This is a genomic window from Sorangium sp. So ce1036 (assembly GCF_051369805.1).
Lineage (GTDB): Bacteria > Myxococcota_A > Polyangia > Polyangiales > Polyangiaceae > Sorangium > Sorangium cellulosum_F.
The window spans coordinates 2987054-3008824 of the sequence record NZ_JBBMOX010000001.1 but is presented as its reverse complement, the minus strand read 5'-3'; the positions used below and the strand labels follow the sequence as shown (position 1 = coordinate 3008824).

Genomic DNA, 21771 nt, shown 5'->3' with positions numbered 1-21771 from the left:
TCTGCAATCCCGGAGCGACAGAGTTGGAGGGGGCGCGTGGTGAGCGATGAAGAGGGCGTGGTTCCTGTGCGCTGCGGCGAGATCGTCGCGGAGCGCTACAGGGTGGAGCGGCTGCTCGGGACCGGGGGGATGGGGACCGTCGTCGCCGCGAGGCACCTGTCGCTCGGCGAGCTCGTCGCCATCAAGTTCATGCGCGCGGAGTACTGCGGCAACCCGCAGCTCCTGCGGCGGTTCCAGCGCGAAGCGCGCGGCATGTTCCGGCTGAAGACCGAGCACGTGCCGCGCGTCTTCGATCTGGGCACGCTCGCGCCGCGGCCGGGCGTCGCGCAGCCGGTGCCGTTCATCGTCATGGAGCACCTCTCGGGCAACGACCTCCGCTCGATCGTGGAGCGCCGCGGGCGGCTCCCGGTCCCGGAGGCGGCCGAGTACGTCCGGCAGGCGTGCGCCGCCGTGAGCGAGGCGCACGCGCTCGGGATGGTGCACCGGGACATCAAGCCCGCGAACCTGTTCCTGACGTACCGGACCGACGGCACGCCGCTCATCAAGGTGCTCGACTTCGGCGTCGCGAAGTTCACGACCGCGAGGCCCGAGGACGAGGGGCTCGAGCTGACGACGGCGCGATCGGTCATGGGCTCTCGCCGCTACATGGCGCCCGAGCAGATGCTCACGCCCAGGGACGTCGATCTGCGCGCGGACCTCTGGGCGCTCGGCGTCGTGCTCTACCAGCTCGTGAGCGGCGCGCTGCCGTTCGGCGCGGAGACCCTGGAGCAGCTCGTGCTCGTCGTGACGGAGCAGCCGCCGCGGCCGCTCCGGAGCGCGTGCGCCGATCTGCCCGACGGCTTCGACGAGATCGTGATGCGCTGCCTCGAGAAGGACCGGCGCCTCCGCCCGGCCTCGGCCGGCGAGCTCTCCGCCGCGCTCGCGCCGTTCGCGCTGAACGGGCCGCCCGACGCGACGCTGCCCACGGCGGTCCACCGGAGCGAGCCGACGTTCACGTGGCGGGAGGAGCGGCTGCCCACGACCGCAGATCGGCCGGCCGTGGACAAGCGGCCGGAGCGCCGCCGCGCGCCGCGGACATGGTTGACGGGCACGGCCGGTACGCTCGCCGCGGGCGCCGCGCTGCTCGGGGTCGTCCTGCCGTCGGGGTGGTCGCGCGCGCCGGGGGCCACCTGGGCCGACGGCGCCGGCGCGCAGCGCCTGGCGGGGGTGCCGCAGGGGCTCGCCGCGGAGCCGCCGACGGCCGCGGCGGCGGGGCCGCTCGAGGCGCGCCGCGACGCGCTCGCGCTGGACGGCGCGCAGCACGCGGTCGCGGGCGGCGCGTTCCAGGCGAGCGCCGGGAATGCGCCCCTCGTCGCGAGCGATGCGGCCTGCCTCCTCGGGTCAACGAGGACCGCGCCGCCCGCGGCGGCGAGCGCCGGGCAGACGCAGCGCGCCCCCGCGCCCCCGGGCCGGCGGATGGGGATGCCGGACAGCGGGGCGCCGCGCCGGGCGCCCCCGCAGCGCCAGGAAGGCGCCGCGCGGTCCGGCGATGCGCCCTCGCCGTCCGCTGCGGTGCGGGGGTCCCAGAGGCGCCCTTCCCCGGCCGCCGCGGCGTCCCCGGCCGCCCCGGAGGCGCCGGCATCTCCGGCGCCCCTCGCGCCCGGGGCGGCCCATGCCGCGCCCGGGGCCTCGGCCGCTCCCGCGACGCCCGCGGATCCGGCCGCTTCCGCGGCGCCCGCGGATCCGCCGGCTCCCGCGGCGCCCGCGGACCGCGCCGCCGCCCCCGGCGCCGCGGGAGCGCCCGGCGCTGGCGCCCGGACGGCCCCGGAGGTCCCGGACAGCCCCTGGTGATCGCCATGCGCGGAGAAGCTCGCCCGACGGCCCCCTCTCGTCGCCCGCGCCGGCGCGGGCCGCGCCTGCGCGGGCTCGCCTGCGCCTTCGCGGCGGTCTCGCTGCCGCTCTGGCCGGCGAGCGGCGCGGCCGGCGAGCCCGCGGCCGCCGGCGAGCCCGGCGCGGCCGGCGAGCCCGCGGCCGGACACAAGGACCAGGTGCTCGCGCTCTACCAGGTCGCGAGGGAGCTGCTCGAGGCGGGGCGCGCCGCCGAGGCGTGCGCGGTGCTCGAGCAGGGCCGGCGGCTCGATCCGACGGCGATGAACCTCCTCCTGCGGCTCGGCGACTGCCTCGCGCGCACGGGCAGGACCGCGAGCGCCTTCAACGTGTTCAACGAGGCCGCGGCCGTGGCCAGGAGCGCGGGCGACTCCCGCGCGGCGCGCGCGGCCACGCTCGCGGCGGAGCTCGAGCCGCGGCTCTCGCGCCTCGAGATCGCGGTCCCCGCGGCGGACGCCCCGCCTGGGCTCGAGATCCGGCGCGACGGCGTGCTGGTCCTGCCCGAGCAGTGGGGGCAGCCGATCCCGGTCGATCCGGGGCCCCACACGATCGAGGCGCGGGCGCCCGGCAGGAAGCGCTGGTCCGTGACGCACACGGTCGCGCCGGACGGCGGCCGCGTGGTCGTCGACGTGCCCGTCCTGGAGCAGGAGCCGCCGCCGCTGCGCGCCGGGGCGCCGGTCGCCCTGGGGCAGGCGCCTCCCGCCCTTCCGCTCGCCGTGGCGCGGGGCCGCGGCGCGGGCGACCGGGACCGCGGCGCGGGCGGCGCGCAGCGGCTCGTCGCGCTCGCGAGCGGTGGCGTCGGCCTCGTCGGGCTCGGCGTGGGCGCCGTCTTCGGCGCCCAGGCGCTCGCCCGCCGGGACGCCTCGAACCGGGGCCACTGCGACGCGCAGAACCGCTGCGACGCCGCCGGCGTCGCGCTGCGCGCGGACGCGCAGGCGGCCGGCACCGCCTCGACCATCGCGTTCTCGTCCGGCGCGGCCGCGCTGCTCGCCGCCGGCCTGCTCTACTGGACCGCGCCGCGCCGGCCCGCCGGCGCGCCCGCGCGCGGCGCCACCGTGACCGCCGTGGCCGCCCCCGGAGCGTTCTCGCTCGTCGCAGGAGGGAGCTACTGACGTGGGCGCGCGCGGCCCGATCGGGATCGGCAGGCCGCTCGCGCTCGCGGCGCTCGGCTGCGTCGGGTGCAACGCGCTGCTCGGCCTCGAGGACGGCATCCTCGTGGAGGACGGCGCGGGCGCGGCGCAGCGCTGCGAGCCGCTCTCGGTCGCCGCCTGCTACGGCGGACCGCCGGAGACCGCCGGCGTCGGCGCCTGCCGGGCCGGCGTCCGGCAATGCAGCGCCGCGGGCGACGGCTACGGCCCGTGCGAGGGCGAGGTGACGCCCGCGCCGGAGCGCTGCGGCAACGCCCTCGACGACGACTGCGACGGCGCGGTCGACGAGGCGGAGGGCGGCGAGGACCCCCGCGATCCTGCGGGCGGCGCGGGGTGCGCCTGCGAGCCGGGGGTGGTCGAGGCGTGCCCCTACGGCGGGCCGCCGGAGACCGCCGGCGTCGGGGCGTGCCGGGCCGGCCAGCGGACGTGCGGGAGCGACGGCCGCTGGGGCCCGTGCGCCGGCGAGATCACGCCGCGCGCCGAGGACTGCGCGACGCCGGCCGACGAGGACTGCAGCGGCGGGCGCGACTGCGGCGCGGTGCTCTCGGGCGGCCTCCTGGGCGGCGCCGGTCAGGAGCGGGCGCGGGCGCTCGCGGCGGGCAGCGGGGGCGCCGCGATCGTCGGCGGCGAGTTCGAGGGCGGCCTCGATCTCGGCGCCGGGCCGATCGCGAGCGGCGCCGAGCGGGACGTGTTCGTGGCGCGGATCGAGGCGGACGGCGCGGTCTCGTGGGCGCGGCGGCTCGTCGACGAGGGCCACGGCAGGCTGCGCGCGCTCGCCGCGGATCCCGGGGGCGAGGTGGTCCTGACCGGCGATTTCCAGGGGGTGATCGGCGGCGCCGGGCTCACCACGCCCGATCTGCGCGGGTTCGTGCTCAAGCTGGACGCGCGCGGCGGGGTGCGGTGGGGGGCGACGCTCCACGGCGAGCCGCGCGACGTCGCGATCTCGACGGCGGGCGAGGTCGTGGTCGCGTCGTCGCTCGCGGAGCCCGCGGGCGGGAGCGACGTGGCGGTGGCGCGGTTCAGCGCGGGGGGGCTGCCGCTCTGGACCCGGGTGTTCGGCGGCGCGGGGGTGCAGGAGCCGACCGGCGTGGCGATGGACGCGCGCGGGCGCGTGGTCGTGACGGGGAGCTTCGAGGGCGAGCTGGCGCTCGGCGAGGGCGCGCCCCGGCTCTCGTCGGCGGGGATGACGGACGTGTTCGTGGCGCAGCTCGACGCGCACGGCGAGCCCATCGCGTCGCGCGCCTTCGGCGACGGCCGCGAGCAGCGGGGGGGCGACGTCGAGATCGGGCCGGACGGCGGGATCGCGCTGAGCGGGACGTTCGAGGGCCTGCTCGACGCGGGCGGCGGCGCCCTGCTCGCGGACGGCGTCTCGGCGTTCGTGGTCGCGCTCGGGCCCGCGCGGGAGCACCGCTTCAGCCGGGCCTACGGGGCGCACGCGCCGCCGCGCCTCGCGCTCGCGGCGGACGGCGGCCTGGTGCTCGCGGGCGACGTCGACAGGCCGGTCGATCTCGGCGGCGGGCCGCTCGACGGCGAGGGCGGCGGCGCCGACATCGTCGTGGCGCGGCTCGACGGCGAGGGGCGCCACGTGTGGAGCACGCGGCTCGGGCCGGGCGCGCGGCGGCGCGGCGGCGAGCGGCGCACGGCGGGCGTGGCGGTCGATCCGGACCGCGGCGGTGTCCTGCTCGCGGCGACCGTGGAGGGGAGCGTGAACCTGGGCGGCGTCACCGCGGCCTCGGCGGCGGCCGATCTCCTCCTCCTCCGCCTGGCCCCCTAGTACTACAGCCGCGGCTGTAGTACTAGGGCGACAAACGGGGTGAAGCCACCTGAACAGTGCAGAAGCTCAACCGCCAAGACACCAAGGACGCCAAGGAGAGAATCAATTCTTGGCGTCCTTGGTGTCTTGGCGGTTGAGCTCTCGCTTGTTCAACGTGATCGGTGCACTAGCCAGAAAAAGGACAGGCGGCCTGCGAGAGGTCGCCTGTCCTGCCTGGTTCGCCGGGTTGGTACGCCAGGACCGATGACGGATTACTGGCAGGCGTCGCCGCAGGTCATGAGCGCCTTGCAGCCGTCAGCCTCCCTGCAGGCGTCCGCCGCGGCGAAGTAGCAATCGTTCGTCTCCTGAGCATCGGCCACACAGGCATCGCAGTTGGCGTTGTCCACATCAGGGTTGATCGCCGTGTCCCCGCAGACGTCGCTCTCCGCATCCGTGGTGTCGCACACGTCCGCACACGGCGACTCCGCGACGCACCCACAGTGCCAGTACATCAGTTTACCGAGCTCCTCATTCTCGGCGGCGTGCTCGGTAGAACAGCAGTTGAAGCAGGCGTCGCCAGTCTCCTCGGCGCACGCATTGGTGGTGTCGCCGCCGCCCTCGCCGCCGCCCGTGCCGCCCGTGCCCCCCCCCTCACCCGTGGTGGTGGTGGTCGTGGTGGTCGTGCCGCCCTCGCCGCCCGCGCCGCCGTCGCCGCCCTCGCCGCTCGTGACCTGACAGGCCGCCATCGCACACACGCTGACCAGGATCGCGGCAAAACCGAAAGCTTTCATGAATCCACCTCCAGAAAGAATGATTGCGCTGCCCGGATTGAACACGACGCGTCGGACGACGTCGCCGGGCAACGCTCCCTCCGCACTTCAGCGCCACCGTCGGCGCCAGGTTCCGTTCCTACACCAGAAATTTCCGTGACGGTATCCGCTGCGTGCTTACAGCTGCGCATCCGCGCCGTCGACAGTCGCTCGATGAACGTCGCGCCTCCCCACCATGGGACCCTGAGCGGCAACGCCCCGAGACAGATCGACCGTCAGCGGCTTTGTGCAACAGGAGCAGACCCTAGCACACGGGAGGCGCGGGAGATCAAGCGCTCCGGCGTGGATAACCTGCTCCAGGGAAATGCACGACAACCACGGGCGACCTCTGCCGTAGGGGTACGACACGAGGTCACCTGTAGAGCCCGCTGGCCCGGTGTCGCCTCCGGACGATCGAGCCCTCGCTCCGGCAGGGCGCGGGGCGGCCGGCCCTCGAGCTCGGGCGTCCCCCGCTACTGATCCGCGTCGATCGAGCCGAGGAAGTCGTTATAGGCGTCGATCTTGTCCGCCGGGACCACGTCGACGCCGGTGTTGATGCGGCTCTCGTCAGCCATCTGCGGGGCCAGGATCTGCTTGGTGGCATCGAGTCCGATGCTGTTGATGCCATAGAGGATGTAGGGCACCAGGTACCCCTGGTAGTACTGCCGCTGGATGTGTGTGGCCTTGATGCGTCCCTGGCGCATGTAGTCGACGGTCTTCGGATCGAAGTCGAAGGCGACGATGGGAATGTCCAGCTTGCTCGCGGCCTCCGCGGCCATCGCGCACCGGTACGAGATGTTGAAGAGGCCGAGCATGCCGACGACGGGCGGGTCCGCGGACTCGAGCTGGGCCTGCATCCCTTCGACGTCCTCGGCCTCGCCCGTGCTGGTCCAGGTGGCTTGACGCACCAGGACCTCGTAACCGGCTGCCTCGAGGACCTCCCGGGCGCTCAGCGTCCGCTCCATCCCGCTGACCCATTCGGTCTCCTCGCTGCCGTGGAGGATCACCGTTCCCGGCGCCGCGGGCAGCATCGCGAGCAGGGTCTCCCCCGCCTTCCTTCCGGCAGCGACGTCGAGGATCCCGACGTGGAGCGAGCGCCTCGTGGTCGGCACGTCGGTGTCGAGCGTCACCACGTGGACCCCCCTCGCGACCGCGTCATCGACGGCGGCTGTCTGGACGTTGCTGAAGGGCGCGAGGCCGAGCCCCTCCGCCCCGTCCGCCACCGCCTGCTCGATCTGTCGATTCTGGAGCTCTACCCGCTCCATGTGATCGAGCTCCTCCGTGGCGGGCCCGATCACGCTGCCCAGGACCCCGAGCTCGCCCATGGCTCGGGTCGCGGCCCGCATGACCGGCGACCAGAAGCCGGTGGCGTCCTTCAGCAGGATCGCCATCTGCATTGGCCGGCTCGGGCTCCTGTTGAGCGCTGTGACGAGGCGGTCGATCGTCACCTCGAGATCCATCGGAGTGAACTCGTTGCTGGAGGTCGAGATGCGCCGGATGGGGGCGGCCTTCGTGCCCTCGTCGGGGGCGTCGCCCGATCCGCACGCCGCCGTCGTCAGCGTGAGCGCGAGAGCCGTCATCTCCCATCGTGCATTCCTCGTCATGAGACCTCTCCTCGTCCGTGCCAAACGCGGTCGTTCAGGAGCCGCCGGTGGCGCGCTGCATGGCGCGCGTGACCTCCCCGTCGCGGGGATCGCCCGCCGCCGCGATCCTCCGCCTCCTCGGGCAAGCGCTCCGTGCTGCTCATGGACTCCACCCTGCCCGATCCTGCCGTGTCGGTCGACACAGGGTTCTGGCCAGCGTTCGCCACGCTACTCGGTGGCTCCCGCCCTTGATAGATCTTTGTGCCGCCCTGAAGCGCCGTGTCGCCTCGCTCACCCCGCGGCGGGAGCGCGGATGGGCCGTGTGCGGGAAGGCCAGAGTCACCCACACCGTATCGCGTCGAGCGACATCGGCGTTGCCAGCGCTCCCTGGCTCTCTCCTGCTCTCCCCGGCGCTCTCCTGCTCTCTCCTGCTCTCCTCGTCACGCACGCCCGCTGGCCCGTGCTCGCTCGTCCCGCCGCGACCGGCCCCGGAGCGCCGGCCGGCGGCGAGCCATCCATCCCCGGCGGACCGCGCGGGCCCCGCCTCCGCCCATCCGGACGCGCCGCGGCGGCGCCGGAGCCCGGGGCGTTCTTTGTGATCCGGAATCCAGCCCTTCGTCGAAAAGCGCGTCGTGTCGCCGGTCCGGCGCACATTTCATCGCAAGGAAACCTCCCGGAAACCTGGAGCTGGGCAAAGAAGCCTCACCAGGACATCACGTCGCTGGCCCTCGCCCGAGGGCAGGGCCCTGCTGCGCAGGGCGGTCCTCCGGCGCCCGGCCGGGAGGCGACAGCGGTTCGGTCGCTGACTCCCAGGCTCCCCAACGGCTCTCGTGCAGTCGGAAACCGCCGCGCCGCGTCGATGCAGGGCATCGGACGGGCTGCCGGCACCCGAGGAGGAGGATTGACCATGTTCACGTCTGGGTTCGGCGGTGAGGAGCGGCCGGCGGCGGGCTCCTTCAGGCGGCGCGCGATCTGCGCCGCGGCGGCGGCCCTCGCCGGCGCGGCCCTGCTCTCCGCGTGCGACAAGTCCAGCCAGGACGCGCCCGCGTCCGGGGCGCCCGGGGCGCCTGCGTCCGAGGGCGCGACCATCAAGGTCGGCGTGCTCCACTCGCTGAGCGGCACCATGTCGATCAGCGAGGTGGCGGTCAAGGACGCGACGCTGCTCGCCATCGACGAGATCAACAAGGCGGGCGGCGTGCTCGGCAAGCAGCTCACGCCCGTCGTCGAGGACGGCGCCAGCGACTGGCCCACGTTCAACGAGAAGGCCAGGAAGCTCCTCCAGCAGGACCGCGTGGCGGTCGTGTTCGGCGGGTGGACCAGCGCCAGCCGCAAGGCGATGCTGCCCTCGTTCGAGGAGCTGAACGGCCTCCTGTTCTACCCGGTGCAGTACGAGGGCCTGGAGCAGTCGCCCAACATCTTCTACACCGGCGCCGAGCCGAGCCAGCAGATCGTCCCCGCGGTCGATTACCTGCTCGAGAACGGCAAGAAGCGCGTCTACCTGCTCGGCTCCGACTACGTCTTTCCGCGCACGGCCAACAAGATTATCAAGGCGCAGCTCGCGGCGAAGGGCGGAGAGCTCGCCGGCGAGGAGTACCTGCCGCTCGGCGGGACCGAGGTCAGCACGATCATCAGCAAGATCAGCGCGGCGAAGCCGGACGCGGTCTTCAACACGCTGAACGGCGACAGCAACGTGGCGTTCTTCAAGCAGCTCAAGGACGCCGGGCTCACCCCGGACAAGCTGCCCGTCCTCTCGGTCAGCGTCGCCGAGGAGGAGGTGCGCGGCATCGGCGCCGACAACATCGCCGGACACCTCGTCTCGTGGAACTACTACCAGACCACGGACACCCCCGAGAACAAGAGGTTCGTCGACGCGTACAAGGCCAAATACGGCGCCGACCGCGTGACGGACGACCCCATCGAGGCGGGCTATTTCGGGGTCTTCTTGTGGAAGCAGGCCGTCGAGAAGGCGAAGTCGACGGACGTGGACAAGGTGAAGGCGGCGGTCCAGGCCGGGGGCATCGAGTTCGCGGCGCCCGAGGGCCTGGTCCGGCTCGACGGCAAGAACCAGCACACCTGGAAGACGGTGCGCATCGGCCGGGTCCGGAAGGACGGGCTCATCGAGGAGATCTGGAGCTCGGGGAAGCCCGTCCAGCCCGATCCGTACCTCACCGCGTTCGCCTGGGCGAAGGAGCTCGCCGCGCGGTAGCGCGGCGGGGAGCGGCGCGGCGCCTCGACCAGTCGGGAGCTCTCTCATGAACGAGCTAGTCCTCCACGCCTTCAACGGCATCAGCCTGGGGTCGATCCTCCTGCTCATCTCGATGGGCCTCGCGTTCTCGTTCGGGCTGATGAACGTGATCAACATGGCCCACGGCGAGTTCATCATGGCCGGGGCCTACACGACGTACGTCGTCGGACGGCACCTCGCGCCGCTCCTCGGCGGGACGGAGGCCGGGCTCTGGTTCCTGCTCGCGCTGCCGGCCTCGTTCGTGGTCGCCGGCGCGCTCGGGCTCGCCCTCGAGCTGTCGCTCGTCCGCTTCCTGTACGGCAGGCCGCTCGACACGCTCCTCGCCACGTGGGGCGTCGGCCTCGTGCTGCAGCAGGCGGCGCGGAGCCTGTTCGGGGCGTCCAACGTGCAGGTCTCGAGCCCGGCCTGGCTGCGCGGCGGCGTCCAGCTCGCGGGCGGGCTGCAGCTCCCCTACAAGCGCGTCTTCCTCATCGCGCTCGTCGTCGCGTGCATCGCCGCCGTCTACGCCTACCTGCACCGCTCCGCCGGCGGCCGGCGGCTGCGCGCGGTGATGCAGAACCGGGAGATGGCCTCGTGCCTCGGCGTGCGCACGCGGCGGGTCGACGCGGCGACGTTCGCGCTCGGCGCCGGGCTCGCCGGGGTCGCGGGCGCTGCGCTCACGCAGCTCGGCTCGATCGGGCCGTCGCTCGGGACGAACTACATCGTCGACGCCTTCATGGTGGTCATCCTCGGCGGCCTCGGGCGGCTCCCGGGCACGGCGGTGGCGGCGCTCGTGATCGGCGTCGCGAACACGGCGCTCGAGCTGTCGACGACCGCGTCGCTCGGCAAGGCGCTCGTGTTCGCGCTGGTGATCGCCTTCCTGCAGTGGCGGCCGACGGGCCTGCTCGCCCTGCGCAGCCGGTAGAGAGGGTTCGCCATGACCGGTCGAGACTCCGCACTTCGCACCTTCCTCTGGGCCTGGGGAGCGCCGCTCGCGGTCGCGCTGCCGCTCCTCGCCGCGCCGCTCGTGCTCTCCGACTTCCGCCTGAACCTGCTCGGCAAGTTCCTCACGTACGCCATCGTCGCCCTCGGGCTCGACCTCATCTGGGGTTACGGCGGGATGCTCAGCCTCGGACAGGGGCTCTTCTTCAGCCTCGGGGGCTACGCGATGGCGATGTACCTCAAGCTCGAGACGTCGGGCTCGCGCCTGCCCGACTTCATGAGCTGGAGCGGCCTCGAGGCCTTGCCCCTCTTCTGGGAGCCGTTCCGCTCGCCCGTCGTCGCGATCGCCGCCGCCGTCCTCGCCCCGATGGCGATCGCGTCCGCGGCGGGCTACCTCGTCTTCCGCAGCCGCGTCCAGGGCGTCTACTTCTCCCTGATCACGCAGGCGCTCACGCTGATCGCCTCGATCCTCTTCATCGGCCAGCAGGCGCTCACCGGCGGCACGAACGGGATCACGAACCTCAAGACGATCTTCGGCTTCCCGCGGGGCGGGGCGGCGACGCAGACGGTGCTCTATTTCGTGACGCTCTTCTGCCTCGGGGCGCTCTACCTGCTCTGCCGGCGGCTCACCCAGTCGCGCTTCGGGCGGCTGCTCGTGGCGATGCGCGACGACGAGAACCGGGTCCGCTTCCTCGGCTACGACCCGGTCGTCCTGAAGACCCTCGTGTTCGCGCTCTCGGCGGGCATGGCCGGCGTCGCGGGCGCGCTGTTCGTCTGCCAGGTCGGCCTCATCTCGCCCTCGTCGATGGGCGTCGTGCCGTCGGTCGAGATGGTGACCTGGGTGGCGGTCGGCGGCCGCGGCACGCTGCTCGGCGCGATCGTGGGCGCGATCGCGGTCAGCCTGGGCAAGAGCGCCCTGAGCGAGTCGTACCCCGAGCTGTGGCAGCTCGCCTTCGGCGCGCTCTTCGCCGCGTCGGTCGTGCTGCTGCCGGCGGGCCTCGCCGGCTTCGTGCGGCGCGCCGCGGCGAGGCTCGCGCCCGGCGGCGCGCGCCGCGCGTCCGTCCTGCGCGCCGGCGCGGCGGCCGCCGAGCGGGCGGCCCCGGACGAGGCCGAGCCCGAGGCGAAGCCGGCGCCCGGGCGCTGAGCCGGGGGCGTCGAGGATGAACGGAAGCGGACGGTGGATGAACGAGAGAGGAGCGACGCGATGAGCGCTGGCAACATCGTCGAGGTCCAGCGGGTGACGGTGAGCTTCGACGGCTTCAAGGTGCTGGACGAGCTCGATTTCTCCATCGGGCGCGGGGAGCTCCGGTTCCTGATCGGGCCGAACGGCGCGGGGAAGACGACGCTGCTCGACATCCTGACCGGCAGGACGCGGCCGTCGAGCGGACGGGTGGTGTTCCACGGAGGTGGGGAGTCCGGGCAGGAGCGCGTCGAGGCGCACAGGCTGCCGGAGCACGCGCTGGTCCGGCTCGGGGTCGGGCGGAAGTTCCAGACGCCCGCGGTCTTCGGCAGCCTCACGGTGCTCGAGAACCTCGAGGCGGCGCTCGGCTTCCGGGAGAGCGCGCCGCGCCTGCTGCGCGGGCTCTCCGCGCAGCAGGCGCGGACGATCGCCGACACGCTCGATCGCATCGGGCTCCGCGCGCGCGCGGACACGCGGGCCGCGGTGCTCGCGCACGGGGAGCGGCAGTGGCTGGAGATCGGCATGCTGCTCGTGCAGGAGCCGAAGCTGCTCCTCCTGGACGAGCCAGTGGCGGGGATGACGCGGCGGGAGCGGGACCGCACGGGGGAGCTCGTCCAGGAGATCGCGCGGCACCGCTCGGTGCTGGTGGTGGAGCACGACATGGAGTTCGTGCGGCGCTACGCGAGCACGGTGACGGTGCTGCACGCCGGCAAGCGGCTGTGCGAGGGGCCGGTCGAGGAGGTCCAGCGCGACCCGCGGGTGATCGAGGTCTACCTCGGCCGGGCGCACGACGCCGCCCGCGCTCGGAATGGCGGCGGCCGCGGCGCCGCGGCGCATCCGGAGGAGCGGTAGAGAGCATGCTGATCGTCGAGGATCTTTCGGTCTACTACGAGGAGAGCCGCGTCCTGTCGCGGGTGAGCCTCGACGTCGCGCCCGGCCGGGTGTCGTGCCTCCTGGGCCGCAACGGGGTCGGCAAGACGACGCTGCTCAAGGCGATCATGGGCGTCCTGAAGCCGCGGCGCGGGAAGGTGGCGCTCGGCGGGGTGGACCTCACCTCGCGCTCGCCGAGCGACAGGGCGCGCGCGGGGATCGGCTACGTGCCGCAGGGGCGGGGGATCTTCCCCCACCTCACCGTGCGGGAGAACCTGCTCATGGGGTTCGAGGCGAAGCGCGATCCCACGCCGAGCCCGGCGGCCGAGGAGGAGATGCTGGAGATGTTCCCGGCGCTCAAGGTGATGCGCGGGAGGGCGGCGGGGACGCTGAGCGGCGGGCAGCAGCAGCAGCTCTCGCTCGCGCGCGTGCTCCTGCGCAAGCCGAAGCTGCTCTTGCTCGACGAGCCCACGGAGGGGATCCAGCCGTCGATCATGCAGGAGATCGGAGAGGTGATCAGGGGGCTCGGGCGGAAGGGCGACATGGCGATCCTGCTCGTCGAGCAGTTTTTGGATTTCGCGCTGTCGACGGCGAGCGAGTACTTCATCATGGATAACGGGGGGATCGTGCGGCGGGGGAGCGTCTCGGAGCTCGACGACGAGACCGCGCGGGAGTTCCTCTCGGTGTGAGGGGGGCGGCGCGGGTGGTGGGGCCCTCGGGGTACTCACCTCCGGGGCTTGCGTTCCGGCGAGCCCCTTTTGTGGCTCGCCTGCACTTCAGCCCCTCCGGTGAGCACCCCGAGGGCCCCACCACCCGCGCCGCTCGACGGGGGAGATCACCCCCCGTCCAGCGGGAAGAGCTGCAGGTTCACGACGACGACCCGCTCGGGCGGCCGCGACTCGGCGATCACCGCGCGCATGCTCTGGAAATAGCTCACGTGGAGCTCGGAGAGCCGCGCGAGATCGGCCGCGGAGATCGTGAACACGTTGAACGAGAAGCGGCCCTCGGCCCTGCGCGTCAGCCGCTCCAGCCCGACGCCGGCCCAGAAGCACTTGAGCCGGTGCTCGGCGTCCGGATCGGGGCGCGTGTCCACGGTCCTTATCGGCGTGACGATCCAGCGCCCGCGGCGCCTCCGGATCTGGCCGGCCTCCGCGAGGCGGTGCAGGCAGCGCGCCTCGTCCTCGACGGGGAACCCGAGCCGCCGCGCGATCCACCCCGGCTCGTGGCGCGGGAGCGCCCGGTACGCCGGCATCTCCAGGGCGAGCAGGATGGCGGGGAGCAACGGCTCCTCGTAGACGGCGCGGCGCTGGGCCTCGAGCGTGCGCCACGCCGCGCTCGTCGCCGGGAGCGCCGCCGGGTCCGCGAAGAGCGCGACGAAGTCGAGCAGGCGCAGCGAGCAGGCCTCGACGAGCCGCAGGAAGTCCGGGAGCCGCGGCTCCGCGGCGCCCGAGAGCCAGCGCGCGACCGCGTAACGGCTCCTGCCCGCGCGCCGCGCCACGTCCACGATGGGCGACATCGCGCGCGTCTCGGCCAGGAACGCCGTGACGCCCGCGGGGGAGGCCGGGTCCGTGTGCGCGAGCCAGGCGGGCGGCGACGGAAAGAAGCGCCCCAGCGCCCCCGCGACGTCGACGCCCGCGCGCCGCGCCGCGACGAGGAACGTGGCCGCTGTCGGCCACCGCCGCCCGGACTCCCACGTGTAGACCACGTTGGTGCGGAACCCGAGCCGGCGGCTGAAGGCGACCTGGGAGCGCCGGCCCCGGAGGGCGCGGATCAGCTCTTTCGCGAGAGATTCATGGTCCACGTATCGCAGGATCGCACATCCGAGGGTCTTGTTGCGGTATGGAATGTGCGAACCTGAGCTGGCGTGCCCCCGCGGGCAGACGCAAGGTTGGCCGCAGGAGGTCACGAGATGATTGCTCGACGTCGGCTTACTTGTTCTTGGGCGCGCGCGGTGATGGCGAGCCTCGCGCTCTTCGGGTGCGTCGATGACGCCGGCAGCGGCCCGCAGGGCGGCCAGATCGGCGGAGTTTATACCGAGGGAGGGAGGTGCGAGGATCAGAAGCAGCCCATCGGCGAGGCCGACGTCTCCCCGCTGGGCTTCTCGGCGAGCGAGGTGCTCGCGTCCATCGCCGGTGAGCGAACGGCGCCGCTCACGTGGGCGAACGGCGGCAGCACGACGGTGACCGTCCTCGTGGGCGCGCCGACCGCCGTGCGCTTCGTCGAGTCCACGCGCGTGGAGGACAGCGATCCGAGCGGCGTCGAGCCGGCGTTCGCCGTGGACTGCTCCGATCACCTGGAGATCGATGTCCCCCTGTCGTTCGCGACGGCGGACGGGGCGTTCGCCGAGTCGCTACAGGTCACGCTCAGGGCCACGGAGGCCGGCACCGCCCGCTTCCACCACGAGTTCGACCTCGCAGCGCTCGAGGGCTCGTACGAGGTGACCGAGGTCGATCCCTCGGCGTACAAGGAGGTGTCCGTCTACCTGCGCGGCACGATCGGCGAGAGCGCCGTCACCGGCGAGATCGATGGCACCGCGGAGAGCCACCCGAGCGGGAGCGGACCGGACGCGACGGTCTCGGCGACGCTGTTCGAGGTCGCGACGTTCTGATCCCGCGCCGTTGCGCCGGGGGCACACGGCGCGGCGGCGCCCGGGACGCCGCGCCGCGCGAGGGGGCCGCGCTCAGCCGAAGGAATCGAACGCGGTCCAACGCGGTCCCGGCGCCCTCGCCGCGCGCGGCGGCGGCCTGGAGCGGGTGTGGGCCGGGCCTGGGACGCTCGCCTCCGGGCCCTGCGCTCCGGCGGGCCCCTTGTGTGGCCCGCCTGCGCTCCAGGCCCTCCGGCGAGCGTCCCAGGCCCGGCCCACACCCGCTCTCGATCACGCGCCCGTCCAGGAGGATGTCCGGGTCGAGCCTTGCGGCGCCCCATCGCGGCGCGCTGACGACGTAGGTGCGGAAGAGGGATTGGCAGGAGACGCGGTTGCGCGGAAGATGATACGGCGCTGCGCCGTGGGGTGGGGTCCACCTCGCGTTCCAGCCAGTCTCTTGTCGTTGGAGCGAGCGAATGGACGCACGACTTGTTGCAGGTCTCCTCGTGCTGGCCCTGTCGGCCATTGCAGGTTGCGGGGGCGATGATGACGGTGAAGGCGGCGCGGGTGTCACGGGAGTCACGGGCACGGGCGGCGCGGGGGGCGCCGAGCCCGCGGGCGCGGGCGGCCACGGCGGCTCCGAGCCCATGGGCACGGGCGGTCACGGCGGCTCCGAGCCCACGGGCACGGGCGGCGGTGACGGCGGAGGCGGCGGAGGCGGCGGCGGCGACGGCGGAGGCGGCGACGGCGGCGACAGCGGTGGTGACGGCGGCGGCGACGGCGGCGACGGCGGCGACGGCGGCAGCGGTGGTGACGGAGGAGGGGGCGGCGACGGCGGCGAGGGCAGCGGCGGCACCGACGAAAGGACGGAGGCGCTCTGCGATGACGGGCTCGACGACGACGACGACGAGCTCACCGACTGCGATGATCCCGACTGCGCAGAGATCTGCGCCGCGCCCTTCGCGGAGGTCTGCGCGGCCGCGCCGGCCGCGACGGAGCTGGTCTCGGGCGACACGTCCTCGGGCACCGACCTGTTCCAGGGCACGTGCAACGCCGGCCTCGGGCTGGAGCAGCTTCACGTGTACACGCCGCCCGACGGGCAGTCGGGCACGCTGATCGTCGTGCTCGAGTCGGAGACCGACCAGGGGATCTACGCGCGCTCGGTGTGCGCCGACCGGCGCGACGAGGCCGAGATCGCCTGCGCCGATATCAACGGGGCCGGGTTCGCCGAGGCGTTCGCGATCGCCGTCGACGAGGGCGAGTCCGTGAGCGTCTTCGTCGACGCGTACATGCCGGGCGAGGAGGGGCCTTACACGCTGGAGCTCTACCTCGATGAGGCGATCTGCGGCGACGGCGAGACCACCCTGCCCGAGCAGTGCGACGACGCCAACACGGAGACCGGCGACGGCTGCGACCGCTGCGTGGCCGAGCTCGACGTGCTCTGCGAGGAGGCCGAGGTCGTGGAGAGCGGGGCCGCGATCCAGGGCGACACGTCGACCGGCTGGAGCGCCTTCACGGGTAGCTGCAACCGCCCGCGGACGCGCGACAAGGTCTACCGGTTCACGCCGCCCAGCGACGGACAGCTCACGGCGCGCCTGTGGTCCGAGGCCGATCACGTCCTTTATCTGCGGACGAGCTGCGCGGACCCGGGCTCCGAGGTCCTCTGCGTGGACGACGCGCTCGAGGGGGAGGAGCTGCTCGACGCCAGGGTCGCTGGCGGCGAGCCGGTCTACCTCGTCGTCGATGGCTACGGGTCACCGGAGAACATCGGGTTTTACGACCTCGAGGTCCAGTTCTCCCCGGGCCCCTGAGCGCCGGCGCCGCGCTCCTCCGCGCCGGCGGATGCGCTACGCTGCGCGCGTGCGCCCTCCGACCCGGACACAGCCCTCTCCCCGCAACCTCGTCATCGCCTCCGCCGCCCTGCTCGCCGTGGGGGCCTGTCAGCCGGCGCCCACGCCGCCGGCCCGCTCCTCCGGCGACGCGCCGGCGCACCACGGCGCGACGGGCGCAGCAACGCCGCCCGCGCCCCGCGGCCCCGCGCCGGCGGCGCCCGGCGACGCCCCGCCCCCTCGGGACGGCGCCGCGCCGCCGGCCCAGGTGGCCGTCGACGCCGGCGCGGCGGGCGCTGCGCTCGACGGCCGATCGCCCGTGCGGCTCGCGCCGCCGCCGTTCGCTCAGGCGCTGTTCCGGCCGGCGCCGGCCGGTGGCTCCAGCGCGCCGCGCCTCGTGAAGATCGCAGAGAAGAAGAACGCGATCACGGACCAGGAGGCGTGGTTCACCCGGAACGGTCTCTCGCTGCCGATCCTGAGCGTCCCGGGCTCCCCGCAGCGCGGCGACGGCGCCCTCCCCTCCTTCGTTCCCGCGCGCCACGGCGATCACAGGCTCGTCAGGGCCATCGATCACGGAGACCACCTCGCGCTCTTCTACGGTCCCGACGCCTCCGAGGCGCGCCTCGTCGCGATCCTCGACGGGGCGCACAGGGTCGTCGCCTTCCTCGATTTCGACAGCTTCCTCACGCCCCCCGAGCACGATCCGAAGGAAGCCCGGTTCGTGCGGGGCCAGGTCCGCTGGGCCGTGGCCAGAGACGGCGTGCTCTACGTCTCGACCGGCCACAGCACGTACGCGGCCTCGTCCAGGGGCAAGAACGCCTATCTGTCGGCCCTCGATCTCGCCACAGGCCAGCTCCTCTGGCAGAGCGCGCCGCTCGTCTGCAACGCGGAGAACTTCGTCCTGCGCGGAGATCATCTCCTCTGCGGCTACGGGTTCACGGCGGAGCCAGACTTTATATTTGTACTCGAACGCACAACCGGCACGATCGTCTCGAAGATCCCGATCAAGAGCGGGCCAGAGGTCCTTGTCGAGAAGGACGGGAAGCTCTTCGTCCGCACGTACGATACGGATTACGTCTTCGAGATCCGCTGACCCCGCAGCCGGATCGCGGGCCGCGCGCCGCCCCGCGCTGGCGCGCCGGGCGCTCGCCTCCGGGGCTCGCGTCCGGGCGAGCTCCTTTTCTTTCTGGCCCGCCTGCGCTTCAGCCCCTCCGGTGAGCCCCCGGCGCGCTGCGCCGGCGCTGCGCCGCCCGCCGCCCACGCCCCGGTCGAGGATCACGGCGGTCCGGTTCGCCCCGGCGCCGCGCCACCCGGGCGCGCACGATCGGGGCAGATGGGCTCGTGGATGAGCCCGGCGCGGGACGCCCCGCGTGTCGCAAAGTGCCCCGTCGAAGATCATCCCGGCGCCGCCGCGTCCTCCCCGGTCCCGCCTGCGCGCCGGCCAGGAGTTTGCGCCTCGAGCGCAGAACCTGCGCCTGACCGCGGAAGGGATCGCTCCGCGCGGCCTCACCTCCGCTCGACCACGCGGGCGCGCTCCGCGTCGCCGCGCGGCCGGATCACCATGGCAGCGATATTGCTAGTCATTCTCCCGAGCACACGAGGTTTTCATGGTCGCGAAGAGCAAATCCTCGGAACCTGCACCGCAGGCGCAACAGAAACACCCCGATGAGCTGCAGCGCGATTTGAACCCGAACCACATGGCCGGGCAGAACATCGGGGCGGGTCCCTCGACCCTCGATCCCCAGGTGAAGCTCGCGTCGGACATCGAGGAGCTGACGCGTGAGCTCCAGGATTTCACGGCGGACGAGCTCCGGGAGATCCCGGTCCTGCCCGCAGGAGCCCGGCTGCTGCAGGACGCCGTCCACGTCGATCTGGCAGACCCGGAGCGGCGCGCCTTCCGGGCAACCGCGCAGAGGACCGCGGGGCCGGAGCAGCACCTGGTGCCCAAAGCAGATGTCCCTCACATGGTCTGGAACCGGCTGGTGCGGGTCAGCGATCCGCAGCGACTGCAGTGACGCGTCCGAGCGACGCGGAAGAAAGGAGCGAGCATGCAAGTGGAGCTCACCTTCCGACACATCGGCAAGAGCCCCTCTCTCGAAGCGCTGATCCGTGAGCAGACGGACAAGATCCAGCGCTTTCACGATCACATCAACAGCTGCGCCGTGGTGGTCGAGCGCGACCATGCCAGCCAGGGGACGGGCGGTGAATACCGCGTCCGCATCGATCTCCACGTGGCCGGCAAGCAGGAGATCGTGACCGAGGAGCGGGCGGCCAGGGACCTGCTCCCGGCGGCGGTCCGCGACGTGTTCCAGCGCGCGGCGCGCCAGCTCAAGAAGCTCGCGAGCGAGCAGCGGAACGATGTGAAGGCGCACCCGGCGCAGGACACGGCCGGCGTGATCACGAAGCTGTTCAATGACTACGGGTTCATCACCACCACCGATGGCCGGGAGATCTACTTCCACGAGCGGAGCATGGTGTCGGCGCCGTTCGCCGACCTGAAGGTCGGCATGGGCGTCGCCTACACGGAAGAGGAAGGCGACAAGGGGCCTCAGGCGAGCACGGTGCGGATCGTGGACGCCCGCGGCGGCAACCGCAGCCGGGCGCAGATCCCGACGCTCGGCTAGCCGCGCCGGGCCAGCACGACCGCGGGAAGTCGCCCCGGTTCGCCTCTCGGCCCGACCTCCCGCAGCAGCGCTAGAACAGCCTCCTGCCGCGGCGCAACGGCGGGAACGGCGGCGGGGGCGGCCCTGGATCCGCCGGGGGCTCGATCGGCGGCGGCGGGAGCTCGTCTCGCCACCCCGGGCCCATGCTCCCGTCCACCGGGGCGCCGGGCGACGGCGGCGCCCTGGACAGCCGCGCGGCGCACGCGTCGCGCTGCGCCTCGAGCTCGTCGATCTGCGCGAGGGTCTCGCCGAGCTTCCGCTCGAGCAGGAGCGCGCGCATCGACTCGCCCCGGAGCTCCTGCCGGGCGGTCCGGAGCTCGTGCTCCCTCGCGCCGAGGATCGCCCGGGTCCGCTCGCGCTCCTCCTCGGCGCGCCCGAGCTCGCGCAGCAGGTGATCGCGCTCGACCGAGAGCGCGGCGATCTCGCGCTCCAGGGCGTCCTTCGACTCGGCGTACCGCGCGTCGGCCTCGGCCTTCGCGGCGGCCGCGACCCCGGCCGCGCGCCGGGCGCGGAGCTCCGCCTGCTCCGCCAGGCGCTTGGCCTCGGTCATCGCCTCCCGCTCGGAGTTGGCGCTCTTCGCGTCGTCGCTCGCCTTCATGGCGAGGGCCAGCGCCGCGGCGGTGGCGCGCTGCGCCTCGCTCATCTTCTGCAGCGCCTCCTGCGCCGAGGCGTTCGCGGCCGCCTCGAGCCGGCTGTGGTCCCGCGCGGCGCGCTCCGCGGCCTCGGCCGTCCTCCGCGCCCGCGTCGCGTGCACCCAGAACACGGTGGTGGTCGCGACCATGCCCATGAGGACGACCACGCCGAGGGCGAGCAGCATCCGCGTGAAGCGCTCGCGCCGCGCCTCCGCCGCGGAGGCCGCCTCCAGGAAGCCGCGCTCCAGGGCCGAGAGGTCGTCGATGTCGCTCGACCACGCGGTGAGCTCGTGCAGCGCCTTGCCGCGCGGCAGGAGCTTCGGCGCCTTGCCGCCGCGCACCCACCGCGAGAGCGCCTCGTCGAACTCCTGCTTCGCGCGGCCGAGCCGGTGCAGCGCGGCCGCGACCTCCGCCATGTGCGGCCGGGCCTCGGGCTCGAAGGACAGCACCCGGTGGACGAGGGCCACGAGGTCGGGCGGCGTCCCGGCGCTCATCGGCGGCGGCCACGCGCCGCCCGGCGCGTCGGGCGTCCGGCCCTCGAGCAATTCGACCAGGATGACGCCGAGCGAGTAGACGTCCGCCTTCACATCGACGCTCCCGGAGTGGCGCTCCTGCTCCGGCGCCATGTAGCTCCGCGTCCCGAGCCCCCACACGCCCTCCTGCGTGAACGGCATCGTGGGCTGTCCGGCGCCCTCGCTCGCCGGCGCGGGCTCGGCGAGGCCCCGAGGCGACGAGGCCGCGGGGCGCTCGAGCGGCGCCTCGACGGACGACGAGGGCGAAGGGTGCTCGAGCGGCGCCTCGACGGTCGCGTGGACCACGGCGGGACGCTCGGCGCTCACCGCGGGGACGCTCCGGAGGGCCTCCTCCTCGGCCGCCTCGCCCTCCGCCGCGAGCACGGGGGCCGCGGCCACCGTCGCCACGGGCTGCGCCGAGAGCTCGGTGCGCGCGGCGAGCGCGGGCGCGAGCGGGCCGCTGCCGTCCAGCTCCAGGACCTCCGGCAGGCCGCCCCAGAGGACCTTCGCGATGCCGAAATCGAGGATCTTGACGCGGCTGCCCCCGGGGGCGAGCTCGTCGTCGATCACCAGGATGTTCTCCGGCTTGAGGTCGCGGTGGACGACCTTGGACGCGTGGGCCGCGGCCATGGCCGAGGCGATCTGGTAGCCGAGCCGCACCACCTGCCGCGGCCGATCCGCCGCGGGCACCGCCTGCACCCAGTCGCGCAGGCCCCGGCCGTCCAGGTACTCCATCACGATGTAGGGCGAGCCGTCCTCGAGCTCGCCGGAGTCGAAGACGCGGACGATGCCGGGGTGGTTGATGATGTTGACGGCGATCGCCTCCTGCCGGAAGCGCGCCACGACGTCGGGCCGGCGCGCGTAGTCGCCGAGGAGCACCTTGATCGCCGCGCGCGCCCGCGTCTTCTGGTGGCGCGCCCGGAACACGCGCCCCATGCCGCCGCGCCCGATCTCGCCCTCGATGATCCAGCCGCGCAGGGCGCCAGGAGACCGCGCGGGCTCGTCCTCTGCGCGCTCGAGGGCCGGACGCATCTCCATGCCGAGCGATCCTGCACGCGCCCGCGCCCGGGCGGAAGGGCCGAACCGCGCGCGGCGGGGCTGGGACCTCCCCGGAAGGGCAGCTCCTCCCGCCGGGGAGGGAATTCCGTCCAGGTTGGGCCACAGCGCGCCGAGGCG

17 protein-coding genes are annotated in these 21771 nt (G+C 73.6%); 13 read left to right on the top strand and 4 right to left on the bottom strand.

From position 1 onward, the window contains the following. Positions 1-39 precede the first annotated feature (39 nt). The 3 genes from WMF31_RS11625 to WMF31_RS11615 are packed head-to-tail and all read left to right on the top strand — an operon-like array spanning position 40 to position 4788. On the top strand, positions 40-1830 hold the full coding sequence (locus tag WMF31_RS11625) for a protein kinase domain-containing protein (protein WP_436602002.1): 1791 nt from the start codon (positions 40-42) through the stop codon (positions 1828-1830). Positions 1831-1835: 5 nt separating this feature from the next. Next, the gene (locus tag WMF31_RS11620; protein WP_436602001.1) at positions 1836-2978 is read left to right on the top strand and encodes a tetratricopeptide repeat protein; all 1143 of its coding nucleotides are present in this window, start codon (positions 1836-1838) and stop codon (positions 2976-2978) included. Between the two features lies 1 nt (position 2979). After that, a complete protein-coding gene (locus WMF31_RS11615) occupies positions 2980-4788 on the top strand; it encodes a hypothetical protein (RefSeq protein WP_436602000.1) in 1809 nt (602 codons plus the stop codon). 251 nt (positions 4789-5039) lie between these two features. On the opposite strand, the gene WMF31_RS11610 is transcribed toward WMF31_RS11615, so the two are convergent. After that, a complete protein-coding gene (locus WMF31_RS11610) occupies positions 5040-5558 on the bottom strand; it encodes a hypothetical protein (RefSeq protein WP_436601999.1) in 519 nt (172 codons plus the stop codon). A gap of 491 nt (positions 5559-6049) precedes the next feature. Further along, the gene (locus WMF31_RS11605; protein ID WP_436601998.1) at positions 6050-7180 is read right to left on the bottom strand and encodes a sugar ABC transporter substrate-binding protein; all 1131 of its coding nucleotides are present in this window, start codon (positions 7178-7180) and stop codon (positions 6050-6052) included. An 886-nt stretch (positions 7181-8066) separates the two neighbouring features. Between WMF31_RS11605 and urtA the strand changes: the two genes are divergently transcribed. From urtA to urtE, 5 genes are read left to right on the top strand one after another with little or no spacing between them, the layout of a single operon-like run. Beyond that, positions 8067-9365 (top strand): urea ABC transporter substrate-binding protein, encoded by a 1299-nt coding sequence (gene urtA / locus WMF31_RS11600; RefSeq protein ID WP_436601997.1) that lies wholly within the window; start codon positions 8067-8069, stop codon positions 9363-9365. A 46-nt stretch (positions 9366-9411) separates the two neighbouring features. Further along, a complete protein-coding gene (gene urtB, locus WMF31_RS11595; RefSeq protein ID WP_436601996.1) occupies positions 9412-10308 on the top strand; it encodes an urea ABC transporter permease subunit UrtB in 897 nt (298 codons plus the stop codon). A 12-nt stretch (positions 10309-10320) separates the two neighbouring features. Then, on the top strand, positions 10321-11469 hold the full coding sequence (gene urtC / locus WMF31_RS11590; protein WP_436601995.1) for an urea ABC transporter permease subunit UrtC: 1149 nt from the start codon (positions 10321-10323) through the stop codon (positions 11467-11469). 60 nt (positions 11470-11529) lie between these two features. Further along, positions 11530-12357 (top strand): urea ABC transporter ATP-binding protein UrtD, encoded by an 828-nt coding sequence (gene urtD / locus WMF31_RS11585; RefSeq protein WP_436601994.1) that lies wholly within the window; start codon positions 11530-11532, stop codon positions 12355-12357. A 5-nt stretch (positions 12358-12362) separates the two neighbouring features. Then, positions 12363-13064 (top strand): urea ABC transporter ATP-binding subunit UrtE, encoded by a 702-nt coding sequence (gene urtE / locus WMF31_RS11580; RefSeq protein ID WP_436601993.1) that lies wholly within the window; start codon positions 12363-12365, stop codon positions 13062-13064. 146 nt (positions 13065-13210) lie between these two features. On the opposite strand, the gene WMF31_RS11575 is transcribed toward urtE, so the two are convergent. Then, positions 13211-14176 carry a DUF4423 domain-containing protein gene (locus WMF31_RS11575; RefSeq protein WP_129350796.1) on the bottom strand — a complete coding sequence of 322 codons (966 nt, stop codon included), beginning with the start codon at positions 14174-14176 and terminating at the stop codon, positions 13211-13213. 108 nt (positions 14177-14284) lie between these two features. On the opposite strand from WMF31_RS11575, the gene WMF31_RS11570 reads away from it, so the two are divergent. The 5 genes from WMF31_RS11570 to WMF31_RS11550 all read left to right on the top strand — a co-directional run bounded on the left by WMF31_RS11570 (position 14285) and on the right by WMF31_RS11550 (position 19412). Further along, entirely contained in the window at positions 14285-14983 is a 699-nt protein-coding gene (locus WMF31_RS11570) for a hypothetical protein (RefSeq protein ID WP_436601992.1), read from the top strand. Between the two features lie 452 nt (positions 14984-15435). Then, positions 15436-16770 carry a DUF4215 domain-containing protein gene (locus WMF31_RS11565; protein ID WP_436601991.1) on the top strand — a complete coding sequence of 445 codons (1335 nt, stop codon included), beginning with the start codon at positions 15436-15438 and terminating at the stop codon, positions 16768-16770. A 49-nt stretch (positions 16771-16819) separates the two neighbouring features. Next, positions 16820-17881 (top strand): hypothetical protein, encoded by a 1062-nt coding sequence (locus WMF31_RS11560; protein WP_436601990.1) that lies wholly within the window; start codon positions 16820-16822, stop codon positions 17879-17881. A 514-nt stretch (positions 17882-18395) separates the two neighbouring features. Continuing rightward, positions 18396-18803 (top strand): hypothetical protein, encoded by a 408-nt coding sequence (locus WMF31_RS11555; RefSeq protein ID WP_129350810.1) that lies wholly within the window; start codon positions 18396-18398, stop codon positions 18801-18803. Positions 18804-18836: 33 nt separating this feature from the next. After that, positions 18837-19412 carry an HPF/RaiA family ribosome-associated protein gene (locus WMF31_RS11550; RefSeq protein ID WP_436601989.1) on the top strand — a complete coding sequence of 192 codons (576 nt, stop codon included), beginning with the start codon at positions 18837-18839 and terminating at the stop codon, positions 19410-19412. A 70-nt stretch (positions 19413-19482) separates the two neighbouring features. On the opposite strand, the gene WMF31_RS11545 is transcribed toward WMF31_RS11550, so the two are convergent. Then, positions 19483-21633, bottom strand: a complete 2151-nt coding sequence (locus tag WMF31_RS11545) for a protein kinase domain-containing protein (RefSeq protein WP_436601988.1) — start codon at positions 21631-21633, stop codon at positions 19483-19485. Positions 21634-21771 lie beyond the last annotated feature (138 nt).

Excerpts from the sequence above, each read along its gene's own strand:
- urtE (WP_436601993.1), top strand. The coding sequence starts at position 12,363 with ATGCTGATCGTCGAGGATCTTTCGGTCTACTACGAGGAGAGCCGCGTC.
- urtD (WP_436601994.1), top strand. The coding sequence starts at position 11,530 with ATGAGCGCTGGCAACATCGTCGAGGTCCAGCGGGTGACGGTGAGCTTC.
- WMF31_RS11555 (WP_129350810.1), top strand. The coding sequence starts at position 18,396 with ATGGTCGCGAAGAGCAAATCCTCGGAACCTGCACCGCAGGCGCAACAG.
- urtA (WP_436601997.1), top strand. The coding sequence starts at position 8,067 with ATGTTCACGTCTGGGTTCGGCGGTGAGGAGCGGCCGGCGGCGGGCTCC.
- WMF31_RS11570 (WP_436601992.1), top strand. The coding sequence starts at position 14,285 with ATGATTGCTCGACGTCGGCTTACTTGTTCTTGGGCGCGCGCGGTGATG.
- WMF31_RS11545 (WP_436601988.1), bottom strand. The coding sequence starts at position 21,633 with ATGGAGATGCGTCCGGCCCTCGAGCGCGCAGAGGACGAGCCCGCGCGG.
- urtB (WP_436601996.1), top strand. The coding sequence starts at position 9,412 with ATGAACGAGCTAGTCCTCCACGCCTTCAACGGCATCAGCCTGGGGTCG.
- WMF31_RS11605 (WP_436601998.1), bottom strand. The coding sequence starts at position 7,180 with ATGACGAGGAATGCACGATGGGAGATGACGGCTCTCGCGCTCACGCTG.
- urtC (WP_436601995.1), top strand. The coding sequence starts at position 10,321 with ATGACCGGTCGAGACTCCGCACTTCGCACCTTCCTCTGGGCCTGGGGA.
- WMF31_RS11565 (WP_436601991.1), top strand. The coding sequence starts at position 15,436 with ATGGACGCACGACTTGTTGCAGGTCTCCTCGTGCTGGCCCTGTCGGCC.
- WMF31_RS11620 (WP_436602001.1), top strand. The coding sequence starts at position 1,836 with ATGCGCGGAGAAGCTCGCCCGACGGCCCCCTCTCGTCGCCCGCGCCGG.
- WMF31_RS11550 (WP_436601989.1), top strand. The coding sequence starts at position 18,837 with ATGCAAGTGGAGCTCACCTTCCGACACATCGGCAAGAGCCCCTCTCTC.
- WMF31_RS11610 (WP_436601999.1), bottom strand. The coding sequence starts at position 5,558 with ATGAAAGCTTTCGGTTTTGCCGCGATCCTGGTCAGCGTGTGTGCGATG.